This window comes from Thermanaeromonas toyohensis ToBE (assembly GCF_900176005.1).
GTDB lineage: Bacteria > Bacillota > DSM-521 > Neomoorellales > Neomoorellaceae > Thermanaeromonas > Thermanaeromonas toyohensis.
Genome location: NZ_LT838272.1, coordinates 2,130,355 through 2,154,356 on the forward strand (window position 1 = coordinate 2,130,355; position 24,002 = coordinate 2,154,356).

General features: G+C 46.4%; 27 protein-coding genes. 1 reads left to right on the forward strand and 26 read right to left on the reverse strand.

All coding sequences use genetic code 11. The features are described 5' to 3' along the window. Window positions 1-28: 28 nt before the first annotated feature. From B9A14_RS11030 to B9A14_RS17475, 12 genes are all read right to left on the reverse strand, one after another. The gene (locus B9A14_RS11030; RefSeq protein WP_084665745.1) at window positions 29-1,162 is read right to left on the reverse strand and encodes an ABC transporter substrate-binding protein; all 1,134 of its coding nucleotides are present in this window, start codon (window positions 1,160-1,162) and stop codon (window positions 29-31) included. Window positions 1,163-1,253: 91 nt separating this feature from the next. Further along, window positions 1,254-2,138, reverse strand: a complete 885-nt coding sequence (locus B9A14_RS11035; protein ID WP_157109935.1) for a sugar phosphate isomerase/epimerase family protein — start codon at window positions 2,136-2,138, stop codon at window positions 1,254-1,256. 36 nt (window positions 2,139-2,174) lie between these two features. Continuing rightward, window positions 2,175-3,245 carry an ABC transporter ATP-binding protein gene (locus B9A14_RS11040; protein WP_084665746.1) on the reverse strand — a complete coding sequence of 357 codons (1,071 nt, stop codon included), beginning with the start codon at window positions 3,243-3,245 and terminating at the stop codon, window positions 2,175-2,177. A gap of 6 nt (window positions 3,246-3,251) precedes the next feature. Beyond that, a complete protein-coding gene (locus tag B9A14_RS11045; RefSeq protein ID WP_084665747.1) occupies window positions 3,252-4,067 on the reverse strand; it encodes a BtpA/SgcQ family protein in 816 nt (271 codons plus the stop codon). 98 nt (window positions 4,068-4,165) lie between these two features. Next, the gene (locus tag B9A14_RS11050) at window positions 4,166-4,954 is read right to left on the reverse strand and encodes an SDR family NAD(P)-dependent oxidoreductase (RefSeq protein WP_084665748.1); all 789 of its coding nucleotides are present in this window, start codon (window positions 4,952-4,954) and stop codon (window positions 4,166-4,168) included. 25 nt (window positions 4,955-4,979) lie between these two features. Continuing rightward, complete coding sequence (locus B9A14_RS11055; RefSeq protein WP_084667117.1) at window positions 4,980-6,497, reverse strand: FGGY-family carbohydrate kinase; 1,518 nt, start codon at window positions 6,495-6,497, stop codon at window positions 4,980-4,982. 14 nt (window positions 6,498-6,511) lie between these two features. Continuing rightward, complete coding sequence (locus B9A14_RS11060) at window positions 6,512-7,291, reverse strand: DeoR/GlpR family DNA-binding transcription regulator (RefSeq protein WP_084665749.1); 780 nt, start codon at window positions 7,289-7,291, stop codon at window positions 6,512-6,514. A 262-nt stretch (window positions 7,292-7,553) separates the two neighbouring features. Next, on the reverse strand, window positions 7,554-8,078 hold the full coding sequence (locus tag B9A14_RS11065; protein ID WP_084665750.1) for an HD domain-containing phosphohydrolase: 525 nt from the start codon (window positions 8,076-8,078) through the stop codon (window positions 7,554-7,556). A gap of 62 nt (window positions 8,079-8,140) precedes the next feature. Further along, a complete protein-coding gene (locus B9A14_RS11070) occupies window positions 8,141-9,943 on the reverse strand; it encodes a glycoside hydrolase family 15 protein (protein WP_084665751.1) in 1,803 nt (600 codons plus the stop codon). Between the two features lie 5 nt (window positions 9,944-9,948). Then, on the reverse strand, window positions 9,949-10,950 hold the full coding sequence (locus B9A14_RS11075; protein WP_084665752.1) for a hypothetical protein: 1,002 nt from the start codon (window positions 10,948-10,950) through the stop codon (window positions 9,949-9,951). A 141-nt stretch (window positions 10,951-11,091) separates the two neighbouring features. After that, the gene (locus B9A14_RS18295; RefSeq protein WP_172839137.1) at window positions 11,092-11,436 is read right to left on the reverse strand and encodes a methyltransferase family protein; all 345 of its coding nucleotides are present in this window, start codon (window positions 11,434-11,436) and stop codon (window positions 11,092-11,094) included. Further along, window positions 11,358-11,837: a hypothetical protein gene (locus tag B9A14_RS17475; RefSeq protein WP_172838997.1), complete on the reverse strand. Its 480-nt coding sequence runs from the start codon at window positions 11,835-11,837 to the stop codon at window positions 11,358-11,360. Before B9A14_RS17475 ends, B9A14_RS18295 begins: the two co-directional genes overlap by 79 nt. Before the next feature lie 321 nt (window positions 11,838-12,158). Here B9A14_RS17475 and B9A14_RS11085 point away from each other — a divergent pair, with 321 nt between their 5' ends. Continuing rightward, on the forward strand, window positions 12,159-12,989 hold the full coding sequence (locus B9A14_RS11085) for an FTR1 family iron permease (protein WP_084665754.1): 831 nt from the start codon (window positions 12,159-12,161) through the stop codon (window positions 12,987-12,989). A 118-nt stretch (window positions 12,990-13,107) separates the two neighbouring features. On the opposite strand, the gene B9A14_RS11090 is transcribed toward B9A14_RS11085, so the two are convergent. The 14 genes from B9A14_RS11090 to B9A14_RS11155 all read right to left on the reverse strand — a co-directional run bounded on the left by B9A14_RS11090 (window position 13,108) and on the right by B9A14_RS11155 (window position 23,998). Beyond that, the gene (locus B9A14_RS11090) at window positions 13,108-14,790 is read right to left on the reverse strand and encodes a bifunctional diguanylate cyclase/phosphohydrolase (RefSeq protein WP_084665755.1); all 1,683 of its coding nucleotides are present in this window, start codon (window positions 14,788-14,790) and stop codon (window positions 13,108-13,110) included. Window positions 14,791-14,848: 58 nt separating this feature from the next. After that, window positions 14,849-14,980 carry a cyclic lactone autoinducer peptide gene (locus B9A14_RS11095; RefSeq protein WP_157109936.1) on the reverse strand — a complete coding sequence of 44 codons (132 nt, stop codon included), beginning with the start codon at window positions 14,978-14,980 and terminating at the stop codon, window positions 14,849-14,851. Then, on the reverse strand, window positions 14,977-15,585 hold the full coding sequence (locus B9A14_RS11100) for an accessory gene regulator ArgB-like protein (RefSeq protein WP_084665757.1): 609 nt from the start codon (window positions 15,583-15,585) through the stop codon (window positions 14,977-14,979). Before B9A14_RS11100 ends, B9A14_RS11095 begins: the two co-directional genes overlap by 4 nt. 3 nt (window positions 15,586-15,588) lie before the next feature. Further along, complete coding sequence (locus tag B9A14_RS11105) at window positions 15,589-16,056, reverse strand: hypothetical protein (RefSeq protein WP_084665758.1); 468 nt, start codon at window positions 16,054-16,056, stop codon at window positions 15,589-15,591. Between the two features lie 256 nt (window positions 16,057-16,312). Then, window positions 16,313-17,668 (reverse strand): sugar transferase, encoded by a 1,356-nt coding sequence (locus B9A14_RS11110; protein ID WP_084665759.1) that lies wholly within the window; start codon window positions 17,666-17,668, stop codon window positions 16,313-16,315. Between the two features lie 155 nt (window positions 17,669-17,823). Beyond that, entirely contained in the window at window positions 17,824-18,783 is a 960-nt protein-coding gene (locus B9A14_RS11115) for an NAD-dependent epimerase/dehydratase family protein (RefSeq protein WP_084665760.1), read from the reverse strand. Between the two features lie 99 nt (window positions 18,784-18,882). Then, window positions 18,883-19,263 carry a ribonuclease toxin HepT-like protein gene (locus B9A14_RS11120; RefSeq protein WP_084665761.1) on the reverse strand — a complete coding sequence of 127 codons (381 nt, stop codon included), beginning with the start codon at window positions 19,261-19,263 and terminating at the stop codon, window positions 18,883-18,885. After that, window positions 19,260-19,625, reverse strand: a complete 366-nt coding sequence (locus tag B9A14_RS11125; protein WP_084665762.1) for a nucleotidyltransferase family protein — start codon at window positions 19,623-19,625, stop codon at window positions 19,260-19,262. Before B9A14_RS11125 ends, B9A14_RS11120 begins: the two co-directional genes overlap by 4 nt. A 113-nt stretch (window positions 19,626-19,738) precedes the next feature. After that, window positions 19,739-20,878: a glycosyltransferase family 4 protein gene (locus B9A14_RS11130; RefSeq protein WP_157109937.1), complete on the reverse strand. Its 1,140-nt coding sequence runs from the start codon at window positions 20,876-20,878 to the stop codon at window positions 19,739-19,741. 66 nt (window positions 20,879-20,944) lie between these two features. Next, the gene (locus tag B9A14_RS11135; protein ID WP_084665764.1) at window positions 20,945-21,223 is read right to left on the reverse strand and encodes a type II toxin-antitoxin system RelE family toxin; all 279 of its coding nucleotides are present in this window, start codon (window positions 21,221-21,223) and stop codon (window positions 20,945-20,947) included. Continuing rightward, window positions 21,216-21,500 carry a type II toxin-antitoxin system Phd/YefM family antitoxin gene (locus tag B9A14_RS11140; RefSeq protein ID WP_084665765.1) on the reverse strand — a complete coding sequence of 95 codons (285 nt, stop codon included), beginning with the start codon at window positions 21,498-21,500 and terminating at the stop codon, window positions 21,216-21,218. Before B9A14_RS11140 ends, B9A14_RS11135 begins: the two co-directional genes overlap by 8 nt. 290 nt (window positions 21,501-21,790) lie before the next feature. Beyond that, window positions 21,791-22,246 (reverse strand): type II toxin-antitoxin system VapC family toxin, encoded by a 456-nt coding sequence (locus B9A14_RS11145; RefSeq protein ID WP_084665766.1) that lies wholly within the window; start codon window positions 22,244-22,246, stop codon window positions 21,791-21,793. After that, window positions 22,239-22,535, reverse strand: a complete 297-nt coding sequence (locus B9A14_RS11150; RefSeq protein ID WP_231968016.1) for a type II toxin-antitoxin system Phd/YefM family antitoxin — start codon at window positions 22,533-22,535, stop codon at window positions 22,239-22,241. Before B9A14_RS11150 ends, B9A14_RS11145 begins: the two co-directional genes overlap by 8 nt. A 74-nt stretch (window positions 22,536-22,609) precedes the next feature. Then, a complete protein-coding gene (locus B9A14_RS11155; RefSeq protein WP_084665768.1) occupies window positions 22,610-23,998 on the reverse strand; it encodes a phosphomannomutase/phosphoglucomutase in 1,389 nt (462 codons plus the stop codon). Between the last annotated feature and the right edge of the window lie 4 nt (window positions 23,999-24,002).

The window sequence follows — 24,002 nt, forward strand, 5'->3', positions numbered from 1 at the left end:
GCTCCTTAACGGTTACAGTTGAGCAGGCCTATTGCCCTACAGCCGTAGCCCAAGCCTGAGGAATTTGATCGGACACAGAGCTTTCTTTTTGGTAATCAATAAATATTGCCTTACTGTAGGCTTCTTTAGGAGGGAACTTCTTAGCTAGTTCAGGAGGAAGTTCTACATCTGGCCTTATAGGAGTAACATAGCCCCCTGCATAAAGTTGCTGCCCATATTTGGAGAAGAGAAATTCCATGAATAGTTTAGCTGTATTAGGATGCGGGGCATTGCGAGCCATTATAACCGAGCCACCGCTGGTAACAGTGCCATCCGATGGGATTACAATTTCACTAGGGACTCCTAATTCATCCCGCCATTTTAAAAGATTGTAATCAAAATTAATCAGGATTCCTACTTCTCCACGCTGAAATTTAGAAACAGTAACTTTGGGATCTACAGAAGCCACCACACCGCGTTTATGAAGCCGAGCAAGAAACTCTATACCAGCCTTGTAATTGTATGGATTTCCACTCATAGCCAGGGAAGCAGCTTCAACAGTATTAATACCTGTTCCTGTAGCGCGAGGATCGAGATAAGCTAAAAGTCCTTTATACTCATCACTATCCAGCTCTCTCCAAGTTCTTGGTATTTTCTTGACAAGTTTCGTATTCACAATCCAACCAATGGTCCCTTTATAAGCAGCCTGCCAAACACTGCCATCTCTTCCAACTCCCTTTTGCCCTTCAGGTATTTTGTCCCATCCTGCTGGCTTATACTCAGATGTCAAACCCCGCTTGGCTAATTCCTCGGCTAGCGAAGGCTTTAGATCTGCTACATCATTCTTAGAAGCATTCTCTTCCGTCATACGGGACAGGACAACTGTACTCCCCATATCAATATCTTGATGTTTAATCCCAAATAACCGTTCAAACTCTTTATAAATCTCTCCATAGTTGGCCCATGTATCAGGCATTCCATAACTATTAATTACTCCTCCTTCGGCCTTAGCTTTCTGGGCTAATTCTTTAATGATTGGTGTGTCAAGTTCTGGAGGAAGTTTCAACTGTTCTTTTTTTCCTTCAACCTTAGATTGCTGCCCGCCACAACCATTTATCAAAATACCTATCAGCAAAACTATTACAACCAAATAGATACGTTTACCAAAGAAAACCTTAAACATTTAAATACCTCCTTTAATCCTAATTTTAGTCTTTACCGTCTTACTACACCCAAAATAATCGAATAAAACCCTTATTTTTTTAATCACCTCCCTAGTTCCTTAAGCATTCTTCTTCCCACCACTTTCTTAAGGTAGTTAAGCTACTAAGGTATTCTTCTGTATTACTCCTAGGAAGTTCTAACAAGAAGACTGTATTAGGGTTCATTAACCATAATTTCTTTAGGGCTTCGCGGTATTCTCGGGATAATTTGATTAACGGGAGGTGCAAATCATATTTGCCATCATTAGTGTGAAGATGGGTATGCCAAATTAACCCCTCTAATTTTTCAATAAAAGCTTGGGGATCTTCTCCTGCCAATAAACTGTGGCCAAAGTCCAAAGTAACTCCTACGTTGGGATTATTTAGATCTTTGAGGAAAGCCATTATCTCATCTGAAGAGTTCATTAACTCCCAAGGACGATATAAATTTTCTATCGTTAGCTTAATGCCTAGATTAATAGCAAAATTTGCCAATTCGTCTATGCTTTCTAATGCAGCTTGTTTATGATCAGTTCTAACCTTTTGTAATTCTCCTTGTAAGAGGGATATATATGGATAATCCGGCGATGGAAAGTCAGACCAGTCAATAGTACCCAAGTGAAGTACTACTAATTTTGCTCCTATATTGGCGGCAAATTCTAAATCATGGTTCAATGCTTTTATAGTTGCACGTCGGACAACTTTATTAGGGGAGGAGAGATTAAGCCCAACAAAACGGCAATGTACTGAAATATCAAAGTTATATTGGGAGGATAATTCTCGGAGTAAATTTTCAATATAATCTACAGCAGCTTTACCTAAGGGATCCGTTACTTCATCTATTTCTTCTGGCGACTTGATCTCCAACCATGAAAAACCTTTTTTCATTAAAGAAGGGATCCATCCCTCTAAAATTTCTTTTTCGCTAGGTACTGAAAAACCCCATCGTATCGCCATAAGTAATGTTTTCTCCTTTTAACCTGTTAACTAATTTTAATCTGTAATTAAAGTAGCCACATCTGGTGGAAAGAAAGCAGTTACCCTTTCCCCTGGGAAAAAATCCGTTCCTAATTGAGAAGGGAGGTCGACCTTAAGTTCTATCCCGTTATCTATAGTAAGAATAATTCGTACTTGAGAACCTAAAAAAGTAGTCAATTGCACCTGTCCCTCAATAACATTCACTCCCGCTGGTACTTCTTTTTTATCCTTACAAATACTAATTCGCTCAGGACGTACGGCTAAGAGAGCCTTTTCCCCAGTAACTACTGACACTCTTTCATTAAGAATAAGCTTTCGCCCTTGCCAAAGGAATATATTACCAGCTACCACCTCTCCTTCTAAGAGATTGATGTTTCCAACAAAATTGGCTACAAATCTAGTCTTGGGCATGAAATAAATTTCTGAGGGAGAACCAACTTGTTGAATCACTCCATTTTGCATTACTACCACTCTATCAGAGATGGCCAACACTTCTTCCTGATCATGGGAAACATAAATAGTTGTAATCCCCAATTCTCTTTGAATCCGTCTAATTTCTAACCGCAGCTCCTCCCTGATTTTGGCATCTAAAGCTGAAAGAGGTTCATCAAGCAGTAGTACTTTGGGTTCCCGTGCCAAGGCTCTAGCCAAGGCCACTCTTTGTCGTTCACCACCAGAAAGTTGCCAAATATAGCGATGCCCTTTTTCTTCTAATTTGACCATGGACAAAAGTTGTTTTATCTTGCGTTCTATTTCAGAACGAGGTTTGCGGGCAATAATCATGGGGAAAGCTATATTTCTCCAAACATTCATGTTAGGGAAAAGGGCATAATTTTGAAAAACCAGACCTATGTTACGTTTTTCTGGAGGGATCTTGCTAACATCTTTTCCATTTATTAAAACAGTCCCCTCCTCGGGTTGTTCAAAACCGGCGATTATTCGTAATACTGTAGTCTTTCCACATCCCGAAGGGCCAAGAAGAGAGACAAACTCCCCTTCTCTAACATCAAGAGTAAAATTACGTAACACCTGAAGGGAGCCAAAACTTTTATTGATATTCTGCAGAGAAACAGCAATCTCTGCCATCAGCTCTTAAGCCTCCCCACGTACTCGCCGCACAACCTCCATTAACTCCTTTACCCGGCGGGGATCAACTGGATTCCAGGTAATACCATCCACCTTAAGTCCTGAACCTACTATCGCACCGTCTGCTTGCTTAAGTAGCTCTTCTGCATTTTCCTTGCGCAGGCCGGTATTTAAAAATACCGGTATATCCCTTACAGTAGACTTAACCTCGCGGAGTAGCCTCTCTTCTACCGCAGATCCAGTCATGGGACCGGAAACGCAAATAACATCGGGTAAGCAGGCAAAGGCTACTGAGCGTGCTACCTCTACAACGCTACGTCCTACACCCAAGGGAGCCGCAAACTCTGCATTGATATTGAAGAAAAGTTTAATGTGTTCGGCACCAATAAGCCTGCGGTAACGGAAGAATTCACCCACCCGGTTATCCCAAAATCCCATATCGCTGGCGTAAACTCCGGTAAACACCTCCCGTATGAAGTAGGCACCCACAGCATTAGCTACAGCTAGCGCACCAGCAGGATCCCACAATACATCTACCCCATAGGGAACGCATATCTTTTTCTTTAATTCAGTAACCACCCTTACCATAGCGCTGATAGTAGCGGCATCTCCCCTTAAAATGTAAGGCCTGTCGTTTTCATTGCAGAACATTACACCATCAATTCCGCCTTCCTGGAGGGCTTCTAGATCTGCTTCGGCAGCTTCTATAATCTCCTGTAAGCCGCCTTGTTCATTGTACAGGGGGCTGCCCGGCAGGGGTTTAAGATGGATCATGCCAATTATGGGCTTAAGAGTGCCAAAAGTTGATTCTAACCAGTTCATCTCTAGCCTCCTTTACGTTCTTATAGTTGAATTTTAAACTTAGACTTAATAGATTGTAGTATTTTTGTATTTTATATGAAGCAGCTTTTTGAATAAGTCTAAATAAGATCTGCCCCGCCTGTAACATCTATGGCTTCACCCGTAATAAAATCAGCCGCGGGCGAAGCTAAAAACAGTACCACTTTCGCCACATCTTCCGGTTCCTCTAGCCTTCCCAGCGGAGTATTGCGAATATATTCAGCCTTCACCTCCTCCACTGTCATTCCCCTAAGGCGCGCTTCCCATACTAGTTCCCTTTCTTGCATGGAAGTGCGTACGTAACCCGGGCACACAGCATTGCAAGTAATGCCATACTTAGCTACTTCCAAAGCCAGGCTTTTAGTAAACCCGATCACCGCCCATTTGGAAGCTGCATAATGAGCTAGCAAAGGTACACCACGTTTGCCAGCCATAGAGGCTATGTTGATGATTTTTCCCTGTTTTCTCTTTATCATTTGTGGCAACGCTGCCTGGGAGACCAGGAACACCCCCTTGGCGTTTACTTTGAAGTTAAAGTCCCATTCTTCTTCGCTCATGTCCTTGACCCAATTCATAGTAGAAACCCCGGCATTGTTAACGACTATATCGAGCCGTCCATACTCATTTACCAAGCTTTCTACTGCCTTACTGCACGCTTCTTTTATAGTGACATCCAGTGCCAAGGGTAGGGCTTCGCCCCCTGCCTGCCTAATCTGGGCTGCCACCTCCTCTACGGCTTCCCATTCTATATCACCTAACCCCACACGGGCACCTGCCCTGGCTAGGGCTTCAGCAATTGCCCGGCCTATACCTTTACCAGCACCGGTGACTAAAGCCACCTGGCCCTCTAAGAATTTGCTATCCAACATTAGCTTTACCTCCTGATTTTTTAAGCTAATTTTTTACTTCTATATGCTGAAGGGGTTGTAGAAGAGGGAAATCTGATTTTAAGTCTTCATATAGTTTGCGATAAACGCTATAAGCATTCTGGTATAACTTGACTTGTGTCTCATCAGGAATAAAACAGCGGCTGTGGCGGAGGAAAAGTTCAATTTCTTCCCAGGTCTTAAAAAGGCCTGCACTTTTGCCGGCCAGAAATGCTACCCCTAGAGCTGAACCTGGATGTCCAGGAAAGCTCCTAACCTCCCTCCCCAATATATCCGCCGCAATTTGAGTCCAGAGCTGGCTTTTAACCCCTCCATTGGTAGCAAATACCCGTCTTATATTGCATCCCATCTCTTCCAAGACTTCCACGTGATGCCGGAAGCCAAAGATGACCGCCTCTAAGATAGCGCGAAAAATATGACCCCGGCCATGATGAAGGCTTAGTCCAAAGAAAACTCCTCGCGCTAGGGGATCCAAGATGGGAGTCTTTTCTCCTAAAAAGTAGGGTAATACTATTAATCCACCCGCCCCAGGAGGAACTCTTTTTGCCTCCCGGTCAAGTTGCGTTAATATTTCAGGAGTAGCGTCCTGCCCTAACACGTTAACCACAAACCACTTCACCAGCGAGCCGCTGGAAGCCATACAACCGTTAAGCAAAAATTTACCGGGTATAACATGAAAATCAATATATAATCGAGGATTAGTTTTAAGCTCGTCTATACAGTATAAGATATCCCCTGCTCCACCGAACTTAATCAGAAGATCCCCTTCTTCCCGGACTCCAGCTGCCAGCGCAGAAGCCACGTGGTCAGCACTACCAGCGATTACCGGTGTTCCAGCCCGGAGGCCAGACTCTTTAGCAAAGGAAGGGCTCACTTCCCCTACTATCTCCAAAGATCTCCTAACAGGTGGGAAAAATTCCCTTAGAACCTCAGCCGCTTCCAAAAATTCAGGGATCCACTCCTGTTCCCAGATGTCAAAAAGACCGCTCTCCACTGCCCAGTTTATTTCAAGTGACAACTTGCCAGTTATCCGATAAACGAGGTAATCATAAGAACCACAGACAGCGCGTAAACGCCTCCATACGTCAGGTTCATTTCTTTTAACCCAGAGAAGCCGGGGACCTACATGTTGCTGGTTTATAAAGCTACCCGTTCGACGGTATACTTCCTGTGGATCTAATCTTTGCTGTAAGAGCTTGATCTCCTCTACTGCCCGGGCATCATTCTGCTGGATAGAGTAACGTAAGACTTCCCCTTTTTCATTAAGGAGGACCAAGGCAGGAACCATGCCGCTTATGCCAAGGCTTTTAATTTGGTTACTTTCTATGCCACTAGCCAGGAGCTCCTTAATAGCAGTTACTACATTCTTATACCAAGCTGCCGTATCTTCTTCCGCCCAACTAGATTTAAGGGAAATCAGGTCATGGGGTTTATTAACTTCCCGTATTAGATTCCCTTCTTTATCGATCAAAACTGCTTTAACACCTGTAGTCCCTATATCGATACCTAGGGCAAGCTCAGACATACTTTTCACCTCGCCTAGTCCCCCAGGGGAGCTAATTCTATCCTTACTCCTGCCTTCGACCAGCTCGTGATTAGCTCCTGTTCTGCTCCCTCATCAGTAATAAGCAAGTGTGCTGCTTGCAGGGGAGCTATGGGAACTACTGAAGACCGTCCTAATTTGGTGTGATCAACAAGGGCTATCACTTCTCGCGCCCGGCTTATAAAGGCTTTTTTAATTTCTACTTCTTCTAAATTGAAATCGCTAAATCCCTCTTTGAGGGTGACCCCCGCAGCGCTTAAGAAAAAACGATCAAAGCGCAAAGTTTCTATGGCTTGCCTGGTCAGCGCTCCCACAAGGGACATCTCACTGTCTCTTAGCTGGCCACCCAAAAGATAAACTGATACGCTAGAGCCTGCCAGAGCCTCTGCTATGGGGATGCCGTTAGTAAATACGGTTAAATGGGGGATCTTCCTAATTTCCTCGGCTAGGGCTAAGGTGGTAGTCCCCACATCTAAAGCTATAGCTTCTCCCGGCTTGATAAGCCGCATAGCCAAGCGTGCAATGGCCTTCTTTTCTTCCCTATTGAGCCCCTGGCGGCTAGTAAAAGAAGGCTCCCACTCTTCTAGCTTAGAGGCGAGAGAGGCACCGCCCCTTATACGATCGATTTTCTTTTCTTTCGAAAGGACTACTAAATCGCGTCTCACTGTAGCCTCTGATACCCCAAGCCGTCTAGCTAGCTCTTCTACCCTAAGGTAAGGAGATTCTTTAAGAAGTTCTAATATTGCTTCTCGACGTGCCAAAGAATTAATACTCATCTGAGCCTACCTCAAACATTATTCTTTAATTCCGCCTATAGTTTTAATACATATATTCGCACTTTCTTTTCAGATTCCTGCCAACCAATAAAAATTTTTTTGAGTGAATTTTGATCATATATTGCGCAGAAGTTGCTTAAATAAGCTAAACTTAAAGCTTCCTGTTATAACAGGAGGCTTTAAGTTTAGCTTATTTTATACAATAGATAACCTTTCCCTTCTTACTATTTAAGGTTGTTTTGTCATGCCAACCTGCTAACTTTTACGGCGCAGAATTTGCAGTATGTAAACTTAGTACTCTTAGCGAAATCTCAACAAGGTATGGATCAAATTGGCTTCCTGCACATCTCTTAAGTTCTTGTAAGGCCTCCTCGTGGGTTAAGGGAAGGCGGTAAGGCCTTTTTAACGTCATGGCATCATAAGCATCAGCTATAGCCAGGATGCGGCTCAAAAGGTGAATTTGCTCTCCCCGCAAGCCTTGGGGATAACCCCGCCCATCCCACCGCTCATGGTGCTGAAGAATATAAGGAGCTACTCTGGCCAGCTCCCCGGAAGAGAGGGCAATACGGTACCCCACCTCAGGATGCCGCCGGACTTCTTCCCATTCTTCTTCTGTAAGAGGACCAGGCTTTAATAAGATACTGGCTGGCACTACCAGCTTGCCGATGTCGTGCACGTCCACCAGGAGGCGGAGATTATCTATTTCTTCGTGTGATAAACCCATCGCTTCTCCCAATAAGCAAACTATCTCTTTCATACGTTCCGTATTGTGGAAATGTGTGCACATAAAGTGAAGCCCAGGATTTAAACCCTGGGCTCCTTACCCTCCCTTGTCATCCTTTGTCTCATTTACTTTTGAGTTACCCCATAATGCCAATCGGCTCCACCATTGTTGTCCCATGTCCCTGCATTATTGACAAAGCAAAAATCAAATTTATATCTATCCGTAGGCATGGTAAGGGTAACTTCCCAGAAACCATCTGCTCTTTTACTCATAGCAACATCGTTAATAGTACCTGCTGCCCATCCATCAAACCCGTAATGCAAAGTAATACTTCTGGTAGCCGGGTCGCTAGCCAGGAAACCTTTATAGTAAATCGTAACAGGCTGACCTTTTACTGGTGGATTAGGGAACATGTCTACAGGAGTAATATAAGGACTGTAGCTGCGAGCAGTAATCGTGATGTGATAGTCTGCGCCTCCGTTATTATCCCAGTTAGTGCCATCTGTGAAGGCCATATCGATTTGGGTAGCATTAGTCGGTACGCTTATAGTAACCTCCCATATACCATCACTGCGCTTAATCATCTTTTTATCCGCAATGGTTCCCGCTGCCCAATTGTTAATGCCCCAATGCATGATTACTTGAGCGCTATTTTTAAGGCTACCATTGTAGTAAATTGTAAGAGCCTTGCCCTGGGTTGCCTTCGCTGGATCCCAGTCTATAACCTTAAGGGGGTCGGGCTGGAAGGCATAGGTTACATACCGGTCCCTTACAATATCTAGCTGGTCAGCGATCTTACCGTAATATTTGGAAATGGCCAGGGTAACGTATTCTGCCATTGACCAGCCCAGCGGTGTCATAGATTTTGTAGGTGTACCTGGTGTATACCCTGCCGGTGCATTTAAATCCCAAACTTGTTCTGGGATCATATAACCACTGTTAGCAGCATTTCGCATGGCATCCAAATACGGGGTGGCATCGCCCCCGCTGGCAATAACATAATGGCCGCGTTCACCAGTAAAGATAGGCCACAGGCGACCAATACCTGCTCCATCATAGTTAGAGCCATCTGCATTTTCGCCGTACCCATCGTGCGGATAGCGGAACCAATAATCCCCTTTGCCGGGAATGGTCTGTTTAATAGCCCCATCGGTTTCTGCAAAGGATTGCTGGATATAAGGATCGTTATAAGGCTTTACTCCATGGCGCACTAACTCAGTAAAACTAGTATCCACAATGGAGCGCTCGTCCCAAGAGCCTCCCCCATTAGCTATGTTAATGGTATGGCCATCATTAGGGTCTCCCCAATCATCTATCCGTTCGAAGTACCACCCGTCACCTAAGGGGCCACTGGTGGTGAAAGTCCAGTTAGCTACAAGGCCTTGCAAATAATCAGCCCGTTCATAATACCGGTCGCGGTCAGCAGTATAACCATTAAGATCAGCGATTTTTCCAGCTGCCACCAGACCTGCCACTACAGCAGCGATGGTGGCAGGGGAATATCCTGCATTTTCCTCCCATCTCTCCTGGCCAGTGTAGGGTGCGTACTTGAGGAGATAATCCGCTGCTGGCTTGATTTCGTTTAGATAAAAAGTAGCATCAGTCTTACCCACTTTATAAGCTAACATGATGGGGAAGGCCGTCTCATCGAGCTGTTGCCCAGTCCAGTAAGGTGTACCATCTACCCAGGAGTTTTGCGGGAAACTCCCGTCTGATTTTTGTTGTTTAGTGAATAACCATTCCACTGCTTCAGTAGGGGTAACTGTATCTCCTGCAGCTAGCAATGCGCTAGCTTTCTTATATAGATCCCGAGCCCACACAAGATGATACCCGCCATTACTACTATCCCCTTGGGTGTCACCCCAGGGGTTACCAAGGCCAGCTACAATAGCGCCGCTAGCTTTATCTTTGCTAGCCCTTATTACCATAGCCGCTATACATAGTACTGCTGATCAGCTGTACCTCCAAGGGAATCGAGTGAATTACACCAAGTATTCCATTCTTGAATGTAAGTAGACTTTAGGGTAGCAAAATCAGATCCCAAGGTACCTATAGTTGCATTTTGAGCGTCTGTAGCAGTGGCTCCAAAGCCTAATACTACTTTAAAAGATACTGAAGTAGCAGCTGGCTCCCCTAGATCAAGTAAAGCCATCTGGGCTACATTTCCATTAGTCGCGCTGTCATAGGTCCAATTCATAGTATAATCTGGAGCAGTGCCACCCTTAAGATCAGTCCAGCCATCGCTCACGCCGACAAAACCGTTCGACTGCATTCCACTCTGGAAGGGGATGGAAGTACCTAATACGGATGTCCTGCCGTTAGGATCGGAGGCTTGGAGGTATGTTTTCCCATTCACTACAACTGTTTGCCCTGTATCATTGTCTCCACTATTGGAAATAGTTGGATTATAAAGTACATAAACAAGATAATCTCCCACTGTCCCCGTAAGGGCGGTAAAAGTTACCTCTTGAATTAGACTATCCCGTGTAGGATCGGTATAGATTATCTTCTCTATCTTATACTTGCCATCTTTATCGGTGTTGGTTACCTTCCAAATTAAAGCCCTGGGATCTACAAGGGTAACAACGTGGTCAGTATCTACTTTTTCTTCATCCACCCACGTATGCGCTGCATCGCCCACCATGAACTGCAAGTCAGTAGTATTGGGTGTATCAGGCGTGGGCCAGAAAACTGCCCCTATAATTCCTTGAAACCCTGTAAAATACACTTTAGAAGTAGAATTATTAGCTGTACCAACAAAATAGTTAGTAGTCGGAGCCCACCATGATGGGTTACCAGGTGCTCCCGGGGCCTCGCCCGAAGTAAGAGCCCCAGCATAGCCAATAGTTGTAGATAATAGAATGAAAAATATACATAAAAGGCCTGCTAGCTTGGATAATCGCTTCTGTTTAATAGTGAAAATAGAGAAACCCAAATAAGTCGCCTCCTTCCTTTAGCTTTAATACGTGCTACAATTTACAATATCTTATATAAAGTCTAATATTATCTCCTCTCTTCCCCCCTTTCACCTCCTTATAGAGGTACTTTTAGACAATTAAGTATTTAATACGAACTGTTAAATTAATTTCGCAATAGAATTGGAAATTCCTCTGTATTTTTTAGCTAGCAATATGGGATTATTTTGGCTTCTTACCTTGTGAAAGTATATTAATGACAATAAAAAATCGATTATTTGGGTACAAAAAAATACGGGGTGGCCCCCTAAACTAAAAATAAGCATCAAATTTTTCGTTTGCGAATCTTTCCAATGAGCCCGAGGTGACCGATGTGTCTGGTTCCTACGTGGTCCCATCACTAAGGTAATTAAGGTAGGCCACTGGATCAAAAAGGAAACAATGATAAGCATAAATCCTGCATATTGAGGATGGCGGACATATCTATATATTCCGTCGGTAACCAATTCTCCCCGTGCTTTATGGATCTTTTTCCATCCAGCATATATAGTAACGCTATGAGCAATAAAATGTCGGTGCCTGGATGAATAATGAAAGAAACAACAGGAGAGTTACCCAAGAAAACCTTTAGCAGGTGGCCGTTGGAATGTGAAAACGGGTCTGCCACAGGGTATCTCTCACCCAACCAAGAAGACAATAAATATATAGTTAAAGGAAAACCATACATTTCCGTAAACAGAGCAACAAAAAAGGCACTTAAAGCCCCCATATTCTTCCAATCTGTTTTGGTTTTGGGCTTAAATGCTATAAGTACGAGAAACGTCATAAATAAAACGCTTCCAATCACAATCGGCCAATATCCATAGGCATATGCATTTGCGTAGGCATATACATTTGCGTGGTCCATACTAAAGCCTCCTTGCTCGATGGGGACCCAATGAAAATGCGTTAATGCTTTGGCTCAAGTAGGACCCTAGGCCTGGCTTGTAACTATTCTGTTTTTTGCTTCTGTGTACCGGCCCCTTCCTGATGGTGACTATGAGCATCCGCTACTTCGCCGTGCCTGCGGTATCCGCCGTGTCCGTGACCTCCGCAACACCCACCCCCATAGCGCATCATTAAAAGGAACAAGCGTTTTTATACTACAACAAATAGGTATTGACTCTATACCCCCGATGGGTATATTGTAGAGATGAAAATAATTATCATACTCAGGGAGGGTTTACTGGTGCTGGCAGGGATGTTGATTACTATCCGGGAGGGTTTAGAGGCTTTTTTAATCGTTGGGATTCTATTAGGTTACTTAAAAAAGATTGGCCAGGAACGGTTTGCCAAACATATCTGGTTAGGCTTTTTTGCTGCGTTAACATCCAGCGTGACACTGGCGTGGGTTTTTCAGTTGCTGGCTGTGCAATTCGAAGGGACCAGTGCGCTGGTGTTTGAAATGGTTATCTCCCTCGTGGCGGTAGGAGTATTGACATATATGGTCCTCTGGATGCAACAGCAGAGCCTTACCATCAAATCAGACTTGGAAAACCAGGTAAACGCCGCCTTGTCGGCCAATAACGTCCTGGCCCTGGCCGGACTGGCTTTCGTATCGGTATTGCGGGAGGGACTGGAGACAGCGCTATTCCTCACCGCCCTGGCGGGCAGTTCCGAAACCGGCAGCCTCCTCCCGGGAGCGCTTTTAGGGTTGGCTGTTGCTGCACTGGTCGCCTTCGCTTTCTTCAGGGCAGCCGTTCGCCTGAACCTGCGCAAGTTTTTCCTGGTGACCGGGTTTCTCTTGATCTTCATTGCCGCAGGCCTGGTAGGGCACGCAATATTGGCCTCCCATGAACTTGGTCTTGTCCCTCCTATTATCAGTGAAGTATGGAACACCAACGGCATTATTGATGAAGAAGGCCTCCTGGGACGGGTTCTGCATGCCTTTATCGGTTACGACGGGAATCCTTCGTTGATGTGGGTCCTGGGGTATTTCGGTTACGTTTTGGTTTTCGGGCGGAAGTTCCTGCAACAGATCGGCAGAGCCCGGTCAGCCCCCACCAGTTCCCAGAGGTGAGAAATAACATGGGTCAGAAGTAATATGTACCGGTGATACACCTGGCGTAACTTCCGAAGTGTCCAGGCAAGGGCTCCCGAATGCAAGCGCGCAATCCCAGACGAGCCACCCAAAACAATTAAACCGCAGCCAGGTAAATAATTTGTTTAGAAACATTCAAAAAGGCCGCTACAACATCTGGATCATATAAGGTGCCAGCTCCTCGCTTCAATTCCTCTAAAGCCTCGTTAATAGTTAGGGCTCGGCGATACGGTCTGTTCGTTGTCATAGCATCAAAGCTATCGACCACTCGCAGAATCCTAGCGCCAAGAGGTATTAACTCACCTTTCCGCCTGAAGGGATAACCCGAACCATCAAAATTCTCATGATGAGCGATAATTATAGGAGCACATTTTGCTAAAGGCGGTACACAGCGAACTATTTCAGCTCCCCATATGGGGTGCTGCTTAAAAATAGAACGTTCTTCTTCGCTTAAAGGAGTTGCCTTGTTTAAAAGCTCTCGCTCTATCTCTATCTTACCTATATCATGGAGAAAGGCGCTGAGCTTTATAGTTTGGAGGTCTTCTTGGGGCAGACCTAGATACTCCCCGACAATGACCGCATACTTTGTAACCCGTTCTGAATGCCCACGAGTATATCGATCCTTGGCATGAATCACACTTAGAAGGGTTTTTAGAGTATGGAGCAGGTCTTCATCGGTGCTGGTATGGGAATTACATAGCTCGTCGAGTACAGAAAAATAAATTTCTGTTCTGTTTTTACGACCCAGTTTGGCACGGAAAAGTGCATCATCGGCACGGCTAATAAGCTCCTTAGGCGTGTTGGCGTGAACAGGGTAAGTAGCAATGCCAAGGGATAAAGTAACCTTTTGGGCAGGCTGATATTCTTTACCGAAGAAAGGATAATTTTCCACTTCCTTACGTATTTGTTCAGCCACAGCCAGCGCCTCTTGGCTGGAGTATCCGGGTAAAATTATGGCAAACTCTTCTCCGCCATAACGCACAGCTACGGCTCCGGGAGGACTTTTACGGCATATTATCTCACCAATTTTCTTTAAAGCCTCGTCCCCTTGAAGGTGCCCCAAAGCGTCATTGTACGTTTTAAAGTAGTCAACATCGGCAAAAATCAAAGAGAGGTTGGCATTTTCCTTTATAGCCCAAGCAAACAGTTCCTCTAACACCTGGTAAAAATAACGTTTATTCCATAACCCTGTAAGGTCGTCTTTATTAGCCAGTTCTGCTAGTTTCTTTATGGTTTCCCTTTCTATATCGATAAAACCCCCGATAAGCCAGGCCGCGATAAACATAATTAGACTAAGGATTAAGTCAGCTTCAAAAGTCTTATTGATCTCTGTAAAAAAAGCATGTAACAAGTCAATAACTAATATGGGGGCAAGGCATAAACAAGAAAATATGATACCCCATTTCCGCCCGTGATTTATAGCCGCGTATATTACTGGTACAAAGTAAAGTATTTTAAAAGAGCTTCCCTTTAGATCTAAAATAAACACAATAACTGCGGTAAAAATTAAAAGGAGAAAACTCAATATCACGCTAATAATATTTGGGGATTCGCTAGAAGTGAATACAGTTAAACTATTTTTGGCAAAATATAGCATTCCACTTAAAGCAAAAGTACCTAAAATAATACCCAATATCGACCAATAACGATATATTATATATAGCCTGAAAGGTACTCCCAAGGTGCTCATTATAGCTATAGCCATAACGGTCAAGGCGCACAGGTGAAAGAACAGTATATATTCCGCTAGTCGCTTGCTACGTTCTTCCTTCCAGTCCATAATAAACCTTCCCTAAAAATTTTCTAGAGAGGTGATCCCACCTCTCTAGACTCTCAATTTACTTTCTTAACATTCGTGGTACTTCAGGCTCATAGGCTAGATAGTAGCACGCTGAAGCAGCATTTATGTAGGCCAAAAAAGTGGCCGCAAAGGCAAGTGCCGCCAGTAACAGCACGGTTAAACGCCTCATCCCCATCTCACCTCCTTATTGTAAAGGATACTGGCAAGAAAAATTATAGCGCCCTGCCAGGCCAGGCCTACAGCCCCGGCCAGGGCCAGGGAAGGCCACCGACTACTAATAAGAAGCAAAAGGAGGGGAACTACTATAGAAACTCCCACGGCGGTTCTGCGTAACCTGCGCCGTATAACAGGTGAATTTATCGGCTTGGTAGGACTCGTTACAGGGGCCTGCCAGAAGCTGGCAGCTAAACTTAACAGGCCACTAAAAAGGATCGCAAACGCTATGTAGGGCTTATCAAGCGAATATCCTGTTATCCCGCGGCTTAGAAACCCCATAATACTGAAGATTACCGCGGTAAAAGATAAGCACTTAACCGGTGAACTTAGATGTATTCCTCCACCAGGAAGCCTCAATAAGCTGGCCGAAATTAGAGCTGCCAAGGTCTCGGCCGGAGCCCCCACCAGGTAACCCGCGAGGGCTACAGCCAGTAGCCCGATGGCTCCCAGGAAAATCAACTCCAAACCATACGCTAAGACTTCTTCCTGTGCCTTTGTGGTTTTTAGTTCCGTGCTCAAATACCTGGCCAAGCTGTGGGCCGCTTTATTGATACTCATCTCTTAAACGCCTGGCTCCTTTTTAAGCCGCTTATTATGGATTTTGGTAGCCAATGTTGCTACCAGCAAGAGCAGTAACACATTAGGCCAGCCTGACAGCGCCCTCAGCCAGATATTTCCGTAAATCTCCTCAAACGTTAGTCCCGAAGCCCAGACAAAGAGCGGGAGAAATACCGTATCCGCTATGACCACAGTGACTAATGCTGCCAATCCACTTCTTATAGCTAGGGCTAAACTGCAGGAGGTGGCTTTTCTAAAGACCACTATAGTAAATAAAAAGTTTAGTAAAGTATGAATGCCAAAAGATATAGGAAGCCAACGTATCAAGTAAAAGGTTACACCAAAAAGAACACCAACAGGTAAGATGGAACGCCACGGGAAACCCAGACCGGCAACGGAGTACATAAGGGCTGCTATTCCGATAGCCTCAGGCAACCCCTGCAACAGCCAAACTACAAACGGGATTTTCATCTTCTCTTCACCTGGAATGATTTATTCGACATATACCGTAATTTTCCTTCAGTGAAGGCAACTTACCCTGCACGATTTTCTAGCCCTTATTTGCCTGAGGGAAAAGCCTGACGTAAGGATTTTCGTCTACCGCCCATCATCCCAGCAGTTTTGTATAATGGGGCCTAAAAAATATTCTAAAGCCCAAAAGCATTTTCGTAGATAATATCTTGCTGCCCCTATAATGACCCCCCTATCATGACCCAATACGCCACAGTTAGCTCGCCTTATCCCGCAGCATAATGACGCTCAAAGTGCGCAAGATTATGCGCAGGTCAGTAAGGAGGGAAGCGCTCTTGCCATACATCAGATCATACCTTAGCTTGTCCTCTGGCGGGGTGCTATACCTTCCTTCCACCTGGGCTAAGCCCGTAATGCCTGCTGGGAGATGATGCCGCAGGTGGTAGCCCGGTATCTCTTTTTTAAGCTGCTCTACAAAATAAGGCCTCTCCGGCCGTGGCCCCACAAAACTCATCTCCCCTTTAAGCACGTTCCAGAGCTGGGGAAGCTCATCAATCCGGGTAGCCCGTAAGAATCGCCCCACTCTGGTAAGCCGGGGGTCATCTGGGGTGGCTAAGGTGGGCCCTGTCTCTTCCTCCGCTCCTGGAATCATAGTCCTAAGCTTAATAAGGCGGAACACCCGTCCACCTTTACCCACCCTCTCCTGCATATAAAACACAGGCCAGTGGGGGTTTTCCAGTTTTAAAGCTAGGGCCGCCAAAAGCATTACCGGCAGCGCTGGCCCAAGCAAAAGTAACCCCATCACTATATCCAGTAACCTCTTCCACCCTAAAGCGGCCTCCTCCTGTATCCTAGGAATCCTAAAGACCGGGATGCCGTCGATCTGTTCCAGGGAAGCACCAGCGAGGAAGATATCCTCTAGATCCGGTATGAGAAAAATGGCTAGATCTTCTTCCACAGCTTTTTTAAGAATCTTAGCTCTCTCTTCCCGGGGTAAACCTGAACATAGGAGAACCCCCTTGGGCCCTGCATGTTTAAGGCTTGCAACTAGCTCGGCATAGGTACCCAGCCAAGGGATGTCGGGTTGCCCCTCCCCCCCTTTATCAAGGGTAACATCCGTTACTACTCCCGCCACCTGGAAAAGGTACGGCTCCTGGCTTTGCAAAAGCTTAGCCCGCATCAACGCCTCCTCTTTAGGCCCCACCACTAAAAGGGTAAGGGGACCTTGCCTGGCCAGGGACCAGGCCCACACAAAGCGCCGCCACAAAATAAGGAAAAACAAATGAAAAGGAGCAGCCAAGAGGAAAATAGACCGGGGAAAAGCGTAGGTCTGGAAGAGGTAAGAAGTACTTAAACCTATCGGCAAAAGAAGGGTTACTACACATACCAAGGAAGAGAAAACTTCCGCCCAGCGCCGCCTCTGGCTGGAGAACAAACCATAACTGTGAAGGAGAATAAGGGCTGCTAAAGAAAGATAGGGTGCAACCGCAAGATAGGCTTTAAAATTGGCCTCCGGTAGGCTCCCATGGAAACGGATAAGAAAGGCTGCTATGTACCCGCAATGCACACAGGCTAAATCGCCTAAAACTTTGCCCACCTTAGTCCAGCGCATCTAAGATTAGCCTCCATTTTACACCCGTTCCCTCATCCCCTTTCCTTTTTCGACATACAGGTTAATTTTTCCTCCTTTATGAGGCCCTTTTCTAGAAGAGATAGCAGTTGTAGATGGCCTCCATCTTGGCAAGGAATTAAGCGAACTACTTGGCATTAGCGGATTTCCGGTGTTAAACTTTGCACAGTGTGTTTAAGCCCTTCCTCAAGCTTTACTTCTGCCCTCCAGCCGAGCTCCTGCCAGGCTTTGCTGCAGTCTAAATATATTCTTTTTAGCTCTCCAGCGCGCGTAGGCCCATATATTGCCTCGCCTTGATAACCTATAACCTTCTTAAGTAGGTGGAAAAGCTCATTTACCGACGTACCTTTACCCGTACCTATGTTATAGGCCAGGCCATCTATACCCTTTCCTAAGGAAGGATAGGACTTTTTAGCGAGTTTTTCCATAGCCAAGAGATTTGCCTTTACCACATCCTGCACGTAGACATAGTCGCGTAACTGTTCTCCATCTCCATAGATAGTAGGAGTTTCACCTTTAAGCATCTTGTTGCCAAATATGGCCACCACTCCTGCTTCACCGTGAGGGTCCTGCCGGGGACCGTACACATTCCCATAGCGCAAGGTAATATAGGGTAGCCCGTGTACCTGAGCAAAACAGTAAAGATAGTATTCTGAAGCCAGCTTGCTAACCCCGTAAGGGGAGAGCGGCCCCTTGGGGTACCCTTCCTTTACGGGGAGTTCGGTCGGCTCTCCATACACCACCCCGCCTGAGGAAGCGAAAATAAACCCCTTCACACCATAACGCACACAGTTCTTAAGAAGGTTTAAAAGCCCTACTATGTTTACCCTGGCATCCTCATGAGGGTCAGCTACCGAACGCCTCACATCTATTTGGGCTGCGTGATGATTCACCAGCTCAGGCTTTTCCTTTCTGAAGACCTCCTCCATCTCTGGAGAGCATATATCCATAAAGTAGAAGCGCGCTGCCGGGTTAATATTTTCTTTACGGCCAGAAGTTAAATTATCCACCACTATAACCTCATGACCTTGGGTAATTAAAGCATCTACTATGTGGGAACCTATAAATCCAGCACCACCGGTGACTAAAATCCGCAAAAACTATCCTTCCTTTCTTTACCCTTTCCTGCTACCTTACATGCTTTTTCGACGTACAGGTTAATTTTTCCTTCTTAGTGGCTTCTTTAAAGCACAACTTTAGCCATCTGCCTCAAGGAACTCGAGAAAACCCTCTAGTTCCACCTGAAGACGCCGAAAAAGTTCTGGCAAACTCTCCACAAGTGGAGCTATCTTCGCTGGAGAAAGATGGAATGCATATACGTTTCTCACAACATGGCGAAACCCTCTATAGTCATCCAGTTCATCTCTTGTTGTCTTTGATATAACCGGAGGACGTATTAACTTAATCTCCGAAGCCATTTGCTGCAGCAAGGCCTGGTGCCAGTTTTCTCCCAATGGCTTGCTCTGGTCAACAGCATCGGCAATCATCTCAAAAATTTTTTCAATAGCAGTATAGAAGCTGTGCAAGTTGAGAGCTACACTATCCAGGTAGAAATCATCACCAGTCTTCTTCTTCATACTTCAATCCCTTCACTTTCGATGCCCCTGCGTATGCGCTCCGGGCACTCCATGGCGTCTACCAGGTCCACCTTAAACTCCGCGCTCAACCCGGTTACGGCTCCGACTGCCGCATAGAAACGTTCGTCTGGGATGCCCCACGCGGCGAGGTCAATATCCGATGACCGCTTGAACCTGGAACGGTCCGTAAGAGAACCAAATACAACAACTTTCCTCGCTCCAAACCGCTCCTTCAAGAGAGCCGCTGCCTCACCTGCCAGTTTCCAGGCCTTCTTATATCGCAACGTTAGATCATCATCGTCCCTGGCAAATGACAAAGGATATTTCTCCTTGTAATAATGAGCCCATTCCTCGGCCTTCATGCGTAACACCCTTCTTTTTGTTACCTGCCACTCACTTCCATTCTACCCGTCTGGCACACTCCCGGTCAAGGAATATATTCCTCACGATACGCAAGCGGATGGTCCTAGGTAGCTCATTTAAACAAGAGGTACCGACTGTAGATGGCCTCCATCTCAGTGAGGGCTTTTTCCAAGGAGTAATCTTTTATCTTCTCCCGGCCTGCTGCCCCAAAGCTTAAACGTAAACTTTCATCCCGTGCCAGCATCTCTAAATACCCTGCCAGCCCTTCCACATCCCCTAGCTCTACCAGGAAGCCCGTCCTGCCATGCTCTATTAAATCCCTGTTGCCCCTCACGTTGCTCGCCACTACAGGTTTTCCCGCGGCCATGGCTTCCATAACGGCCCGGGGAAGCCCCTCGCGGCACGAAACCAGCACAAAGATATCTGTATCTTGTAACACTTTAGGTATGTCTTGCCGGAAGCCTAAAAAATAAACTCTAGGTATCCCCAGAGTTTGCACTTTATGCTCCAGCCTCTTTCTAAGCTTTCCCTCCCCCACAAGGCACAGGTGGACCCCTGTTATCGAGGAAGCTACTTTTTCCCACGCCTTTAATAAAAATGCATGGTTTTTAACCGGGGAAAACTCCGCTATGCAGGTTATAACTATTTCCTCTTGGCTTATCCCTAGCTCCTTCCTTAAAGCGCCGGATCCCGGGGGCCCCGTATACTTTTCCAAATCTACCCCCACCCCGGGCACATAAAAAAGGTTTTTCCCCGGTTTAAAGCCCATCCTTCGGGCGACCTGGTAGTCTTCATCGTTTATCACTATAAGCCCGTCCGTTAGCGGGGCCGCCAGGCGCTCCAGGGGATAATAAAGAAGCCAGTTTTTTAAAGGCGCACCATGGTAAAAGTGAAATCCATGGGCGGTATAAAGCACTGGGCCCTGGCCTTGGGCTCTGGCCAGGTACCTCCCTAGAAAAGCGGCCACGGGGGTATGGACATGGATAAGATCAAAGCGATAAACCTCAAACAGGCGGGATAATTCCTTAAAAGCGCGCCAATTTTTAAGGCTATAGGGTGAGCGGGAAAAGGGAATATCCCAACACCTTACCCCTATAGCCTCTACCTCCTCTTTTCTTCCCTCATCAGGGGAAGCTGCTACGTGTACTTCATAGCCTTTGTTTTGCAAAAGCTGCATGAATGGTATATGAAAAGAAGCCAGGTGGGTGTAGACTGTGGCTAAGAAAAGAACCCTACCTCGAAAGCCAGGCAAGTTTATTCCCTGCTTTCTCTTATAACCTTTTAACCCCTATACAAGGGGCACTTGGTCGGGTATAGCTTACTTGAAATATTGCTTCCAGTCCTTATAAGTCTTTTCGTTACGCCTGCTAACCGCGCCTATAAGAACTAGTTTTTCAGCGTCAAATATTTGGTAAAGGATGCGGATATCCCCGACTCGCAGCCTGTAATAATTCTTTTCCAAGCAGATGCATCCCGGCGGCCGAGGGTTTTCAGCCAATTCCTCTAAGGCACATCGGACCCTCTCACGTTCCTTGGGAGAGAGCCTTGCGTAGTCGTGGCGGAAGCGGTTAACATTCTTGGGCTTAACGCTATACATCCTTCTGCTCTTCGATTTCCCGCATTATCTCAAACACGTCTTTATCTTCAGGGTTGTCGGTGGGCTGCTCGAAGATCTCGCGGGCCAGCTTCATATCCTGCACGAGTTCATAAGCTTCTAGCAGTTCTCTATAAGCCTCTGTGCTGAGCAGCACCCCCTCCACTTCGTTGTTTTTAAGTATCAACAGGGGCTTCTCCTTGCACTTGGCCAGGTATTTCCCCGGCGACCTGGACAGCGCGGTTGCGCTTACCAGGCTATCGAGGTCGAATTGCAGCATGGGTTGCACCTCCTTTTAGGTTTATCATACGCAAAATAATACGTAAAATCAATGCAATATCCTGCTAAGCTATCCCCACTCTTTAGCCTGCCGCATCTGAAACAAGCGCGGCTCCTCGTTTCCTAGCTGCCGCGCCCGCATCAAAGCCTCGCTTGAGGCCCTACAACCAGAAGGGTAAGGGGACCCTGCTTTGCCAAGGGCCACGTCCACACAAGCCATCCCTCGCTCGGGCCTAGGTATCAAATATCACTGTTTACAAGTCCTAGCTTCGCTAGAAAGAAGACCGACACTCAATGAAACTCCTCCAAATACTTCACGTATTTTTTCTTACCTGCGATGGCGCTGACAAGCTTTTCATCAGCCGTCCAATACTCGCACTCCTCACCCGTCTTCTCCGCCACCACTTCCGCAACAGCCAGGAAAGCCGCATCATACAGCGTGGGTAGGTCGAGTTCGCAGCTTAACTTCCATGCTCGTTCGCCAATCTCTTCGTCGTTCACGTACTCCACGCCCGGGAACTGCCGAAATTCCATCCAAAGGCCGTCTGCTTCCTCTAAAGATAGCTCGTCCCGCCTGTATTTTTTCCGCAGTACACTTCCCACCTCGGCCCATGCAAACGCAGGAAGAACCACAAGTGCATCTTCTCTGATTATCCTATCTATAAGCAAAGTAGCTTTATCACTTCCCTGTTCTTCAATAAGGAACTTGATGACCACGGAAGTATCCAGGCACATATACTTACTCATTTCGCCCCTGCCCTTCTCTTAACCTGCGGAGAAGCAAAACAGAATCTTCCTGTCTAGTAGCCTTACCAGCCATCTTGGTCCTCAGCGAGAGTACTCTGTCGTAAATCTCCCGTCTCCTTTCTCTAAGCGAAACACGCCCGTCCGCATGCCACAGCTTTTCAAAAGTTTCGGGATCGACCAAGTAAGCCACCGGTCTGGAACGCTGGAGGACAACGATAGGTTCCCTGGTCTTGGCCAGTTCAGAAAGAACTTCCCGGATGCCGGTTCTTATCTCAGTTACGTTTACCATCCGCACGGTCATCAACTCCCAATCGTAATGTTAATGATACGTTTAATGATACAGTTTGTTATAATTTTAACATATCAGTTTTCTAGCGTCAAATATTCCCACTCAAACGCTCCTACAGCAGGAAACTTAAGAAGCGCCTCCTGCATAATCGCACAAATCTCCTTTAGCCCCCCTATTGTCTTAGCCTCGCATCTGGCTACCAGGACCGGCTGGGTATTGGAGGCCCGCACCAGGCCCCAGCCACTAGGGAATATAACCCTTGCGCCATCCACATCTATAACCTCGTAGTCCCTTTCTTTAAAATGCTTAACTATCCCCGCCACAACTTCTGCTTTTTGCTCATCCGGGCAGGGTATGCGGGTCTCGGGGGTGGCGTAATACTTGGGCACATCTTCCAAGAGGCAAGATAAGGGCCTTTCTTCCCGCGATAGAAGTCGAAGGAGCCTCGCTGCCGCATAAAGGGCGTCATCGTACCCGTAATACTCATCAGCAAAGAAGAAATGACCGGACATTTCACCGGTGAAGAGGGCGCCTATCTCCCGCATCTTGGCCTTGATTAAGGAGTGGCCGGTTTTATAGAAAAAGGGCCGGCCTCCTAACCTTTCTATCTCTTCTACCAGTGCTTGCGAGCATTTGACTTCTACAATAGCCGGAGCCCCGGGATGACGGGGCAGTATCTCCCGCCAGAAAAGGATCTGCAGCATATCTCCCCAGAGGATGTTTCCTTTCTCATCTATTACCCCCAGCCGGTCGCCGTCCCCGTCCAGGGCCAGGCCTACGTCGGCCCTCTCGGCAAGGACCACCTCTTTTAAATCTTTTAGGTTGGCGGGGATGGTGGGGTCGGGATGGTGGTGGGGGTAGGTGCTGTCAGGCTCGCAGTATAGGGGTATCACCTCGCAGCCCAGGGCTTTAAGGAGCTCTACCGCCAGGGGCCCGGCTACTCCGTTGCCTGCATCCACTGCTACCTTAAGGGGCCTAGCCAGCTTTATCCTCTCTTTTATAGAGCTTATGTAGGCTTCCCTGGGGTCTTTCTCCTCTAGATAGCCTTCTCCCCCCACAAATTCTTTTTGTTCCAGGAGGCGGCGTATTTTTTGGATTTCCTCTCCATGTATGGTTGTTCCCCCGGAGGATATTTTAAACCCGTTATCTTCCGGAGGGTTATGGCTGGCGGTGATCATGACCCCGGCTGTCAAGCCGTAATAGTGATGGGAAAAATAAAAGACAGGGGTGGGGTTCTCCCCTATATCCACCACCCGGCAGCCACCGGCTATAAGACCTTCTATTAAGCTTTGGCGGAGAAGGGGGGAGTGCTTCCGGTTGTCCCGGGCTACTATTACCTCCTTTTCTCCCCGGCTTTTAAAGTAAGTGGCCAGCGCCCGGCCCAAAAGTTTTACTTCTTCTGGGGGAAAGTCTACCTCAGCCTTGCCCCTTATATCATAAGCGCGGAAAACTAAAGGATTCATCTTT

What these genes read in the sequence shown, in the direction of transcription:
- B9A14_RS11030 (WP_084665745.1), bottom strand. Translation starts at nt 1,162, where the DNA reads ATGTTTAAGGTTTTCTTTGGTAAACGTATCTATTTGGTTGTAATAGTT.
- B9A14_RS11035 (WP_157109935.1), bottom strand. Translation starts at nt 2,138, where the DNA reads ATGGCGATACGATGGGGTTTTTCAGTACCTAGCGAAAAAGAAATTTTA.
- B9A14_RS11040 (WP_084665746.1), bottom strand. Translation starts at nt 3,245, where the DNA reads ATGGCAGAGATTGCTGTTTCTCTGCAGAATATCAATAAAAGTTTTGGC.
- B9A14_RS11045 (WP_084665747.1), bottom strand. Translation starts at nt 4,067, where the DNA reads ATGAACTGGTTAGAATCAACTTTTGGCACTCTTAAGCCCATAATTGGC.
- B9A14_RS11050 (WP_084665748.1), bottom strand. Translation starts at nt 4,954, where the DNA reads ATGTTGGATAGCAAATTCTTAGAGGGCCAGGTGGCTTTAGTCACCGGT.
- B9A14_RS11055 (WP_084667117.1), bottom strand. Translation starts at nt 6,497, where the DNA reads ATGTCTGAGCTTGCCCTAGGTATCGATATAGGGACTACAGGTGTTAAA.
- B9A14_RS11060 (WP_084665749.1), bottom strand. Translation starts at nt 7,291, where the DNA reads ATGAGTATTAATTCTTTGGCACGTCGAGAAGCAATATTAGAACTTCTT.
- B9A14_RS11065 (WP_084665750.1), bottom strand. Translation starts at nt 8,078, where the DNA reads ATGTGCACACATTTCCACAATACGGAACGTATGAAAGAGATAGTTTGC.
- B9A14_RS11070 (WP_084665751.1), bottom strand. Translation starts at nt 9,943, where the DNA reads ATGGTAATAAGGGCTAGCAAAGATAAAGCTAGCGGCGCTATTGTAGCT.
- B9A14_RS17475 (WP_172838997.1), bottom strand. Translation starts at nt 11,837, where the DNA reads ATGGACCACGCAAATGTATATGCCTACGCAAATGCATATGCCTATGGA.
- B9A14_RS11090 (WP_084665755.1), bottom strand. Translation starts at nt 14,790, where the DNA reads ATGGACTGGAAGGAAGAACGTAGCAAGCGACTAGCGGAATATATACTG.
- B9A14_RS11095 (WP_157109936.1), bottom strand. Translation starts at nt 14,980, where the DNA reads ATGAGGCGTTTAACCGTGCTGTTACTGGCGGCACTTGCCTTTGCGGCC.
- B9A14_RS11100 (WP_084665757.1), bottom strand. Translation starts at nt 15,585, where the DNA reads ATGAGTATCAATAAAGCGGCCCACAGCTTGGCCAGGTATTTGAGCACG.
- B9A14_RS11105 (WP_084665758.1), bottom strand. Translation starts at nt 16,056, where the DNA reads ATGAAAATCCCGTTTGTAGTTTGGCTGTTGCAGGGGTTGCCTGAGGCT.
- B9A14_RS11110 (WP_084665759.1), bottom strand. Translation starts at nt 17,668, where the DNA reads ATGCGCTGGACTAAGGTGGGCAAAGTTTTAGGCGATTTAGCCTGTGTG.
- B9A14_RS11120 (WP_084665761.1), bottom strand. Translation starts at nt 19,263, where the DNA reads ATGAAGAAGAAGACTGGTGATGATTTCTACCTGGATAGTGTAGCTCTC.
- B9A14_RS11125 (WP_084665762.1), bottom strand. Translation starts at nt 19,625, where the DNA reads ATGAAGGCCGAGGAATGGGCTCATTATTACAAGGAGAAATATCCTTTG.
- B9A14_RS11135 (WP_084665764.1), bottom strand. Translation starts at nt 21,223, where the DNA reads ATGTATAGCGTTAAGCCCAAGAATGTTAACCGCTTCCGCCACGACTAC.
- B9A14_RS11140 (WP_084665765.1), bottom strand. Translation starts at nt 21,500, where the DNA reads ATGCTGCAATTCGACCTCGATAGCCTGGTAAGCGCAACCGCGCTGTCC.
- B9A14_RS11145 (WP_084665766.1), bottom strand. Translation starts at nt 22,246, where the DNA reads ATGAGTAAGTATATGTGCCTGGATACTTCCGTGGTCATCAAGTTCCTT.
- B9A14_RS11150 (WP_231968016.1), bottom strand. Translation starts at nt 22,535, where the DNA reads ATGGTAAACGTAACTGAGATAAGAACCGGCATCCGGGAAGTTCTTTCT.
- B9A14_RS11155 (WP_084665768.1), bottom strand. Translation starts at nt 23,998, where the DNA reads ATGAATCCTTTAGTTTTCCGCGCTTATGATATAAGGGGCAAGGCTGAG.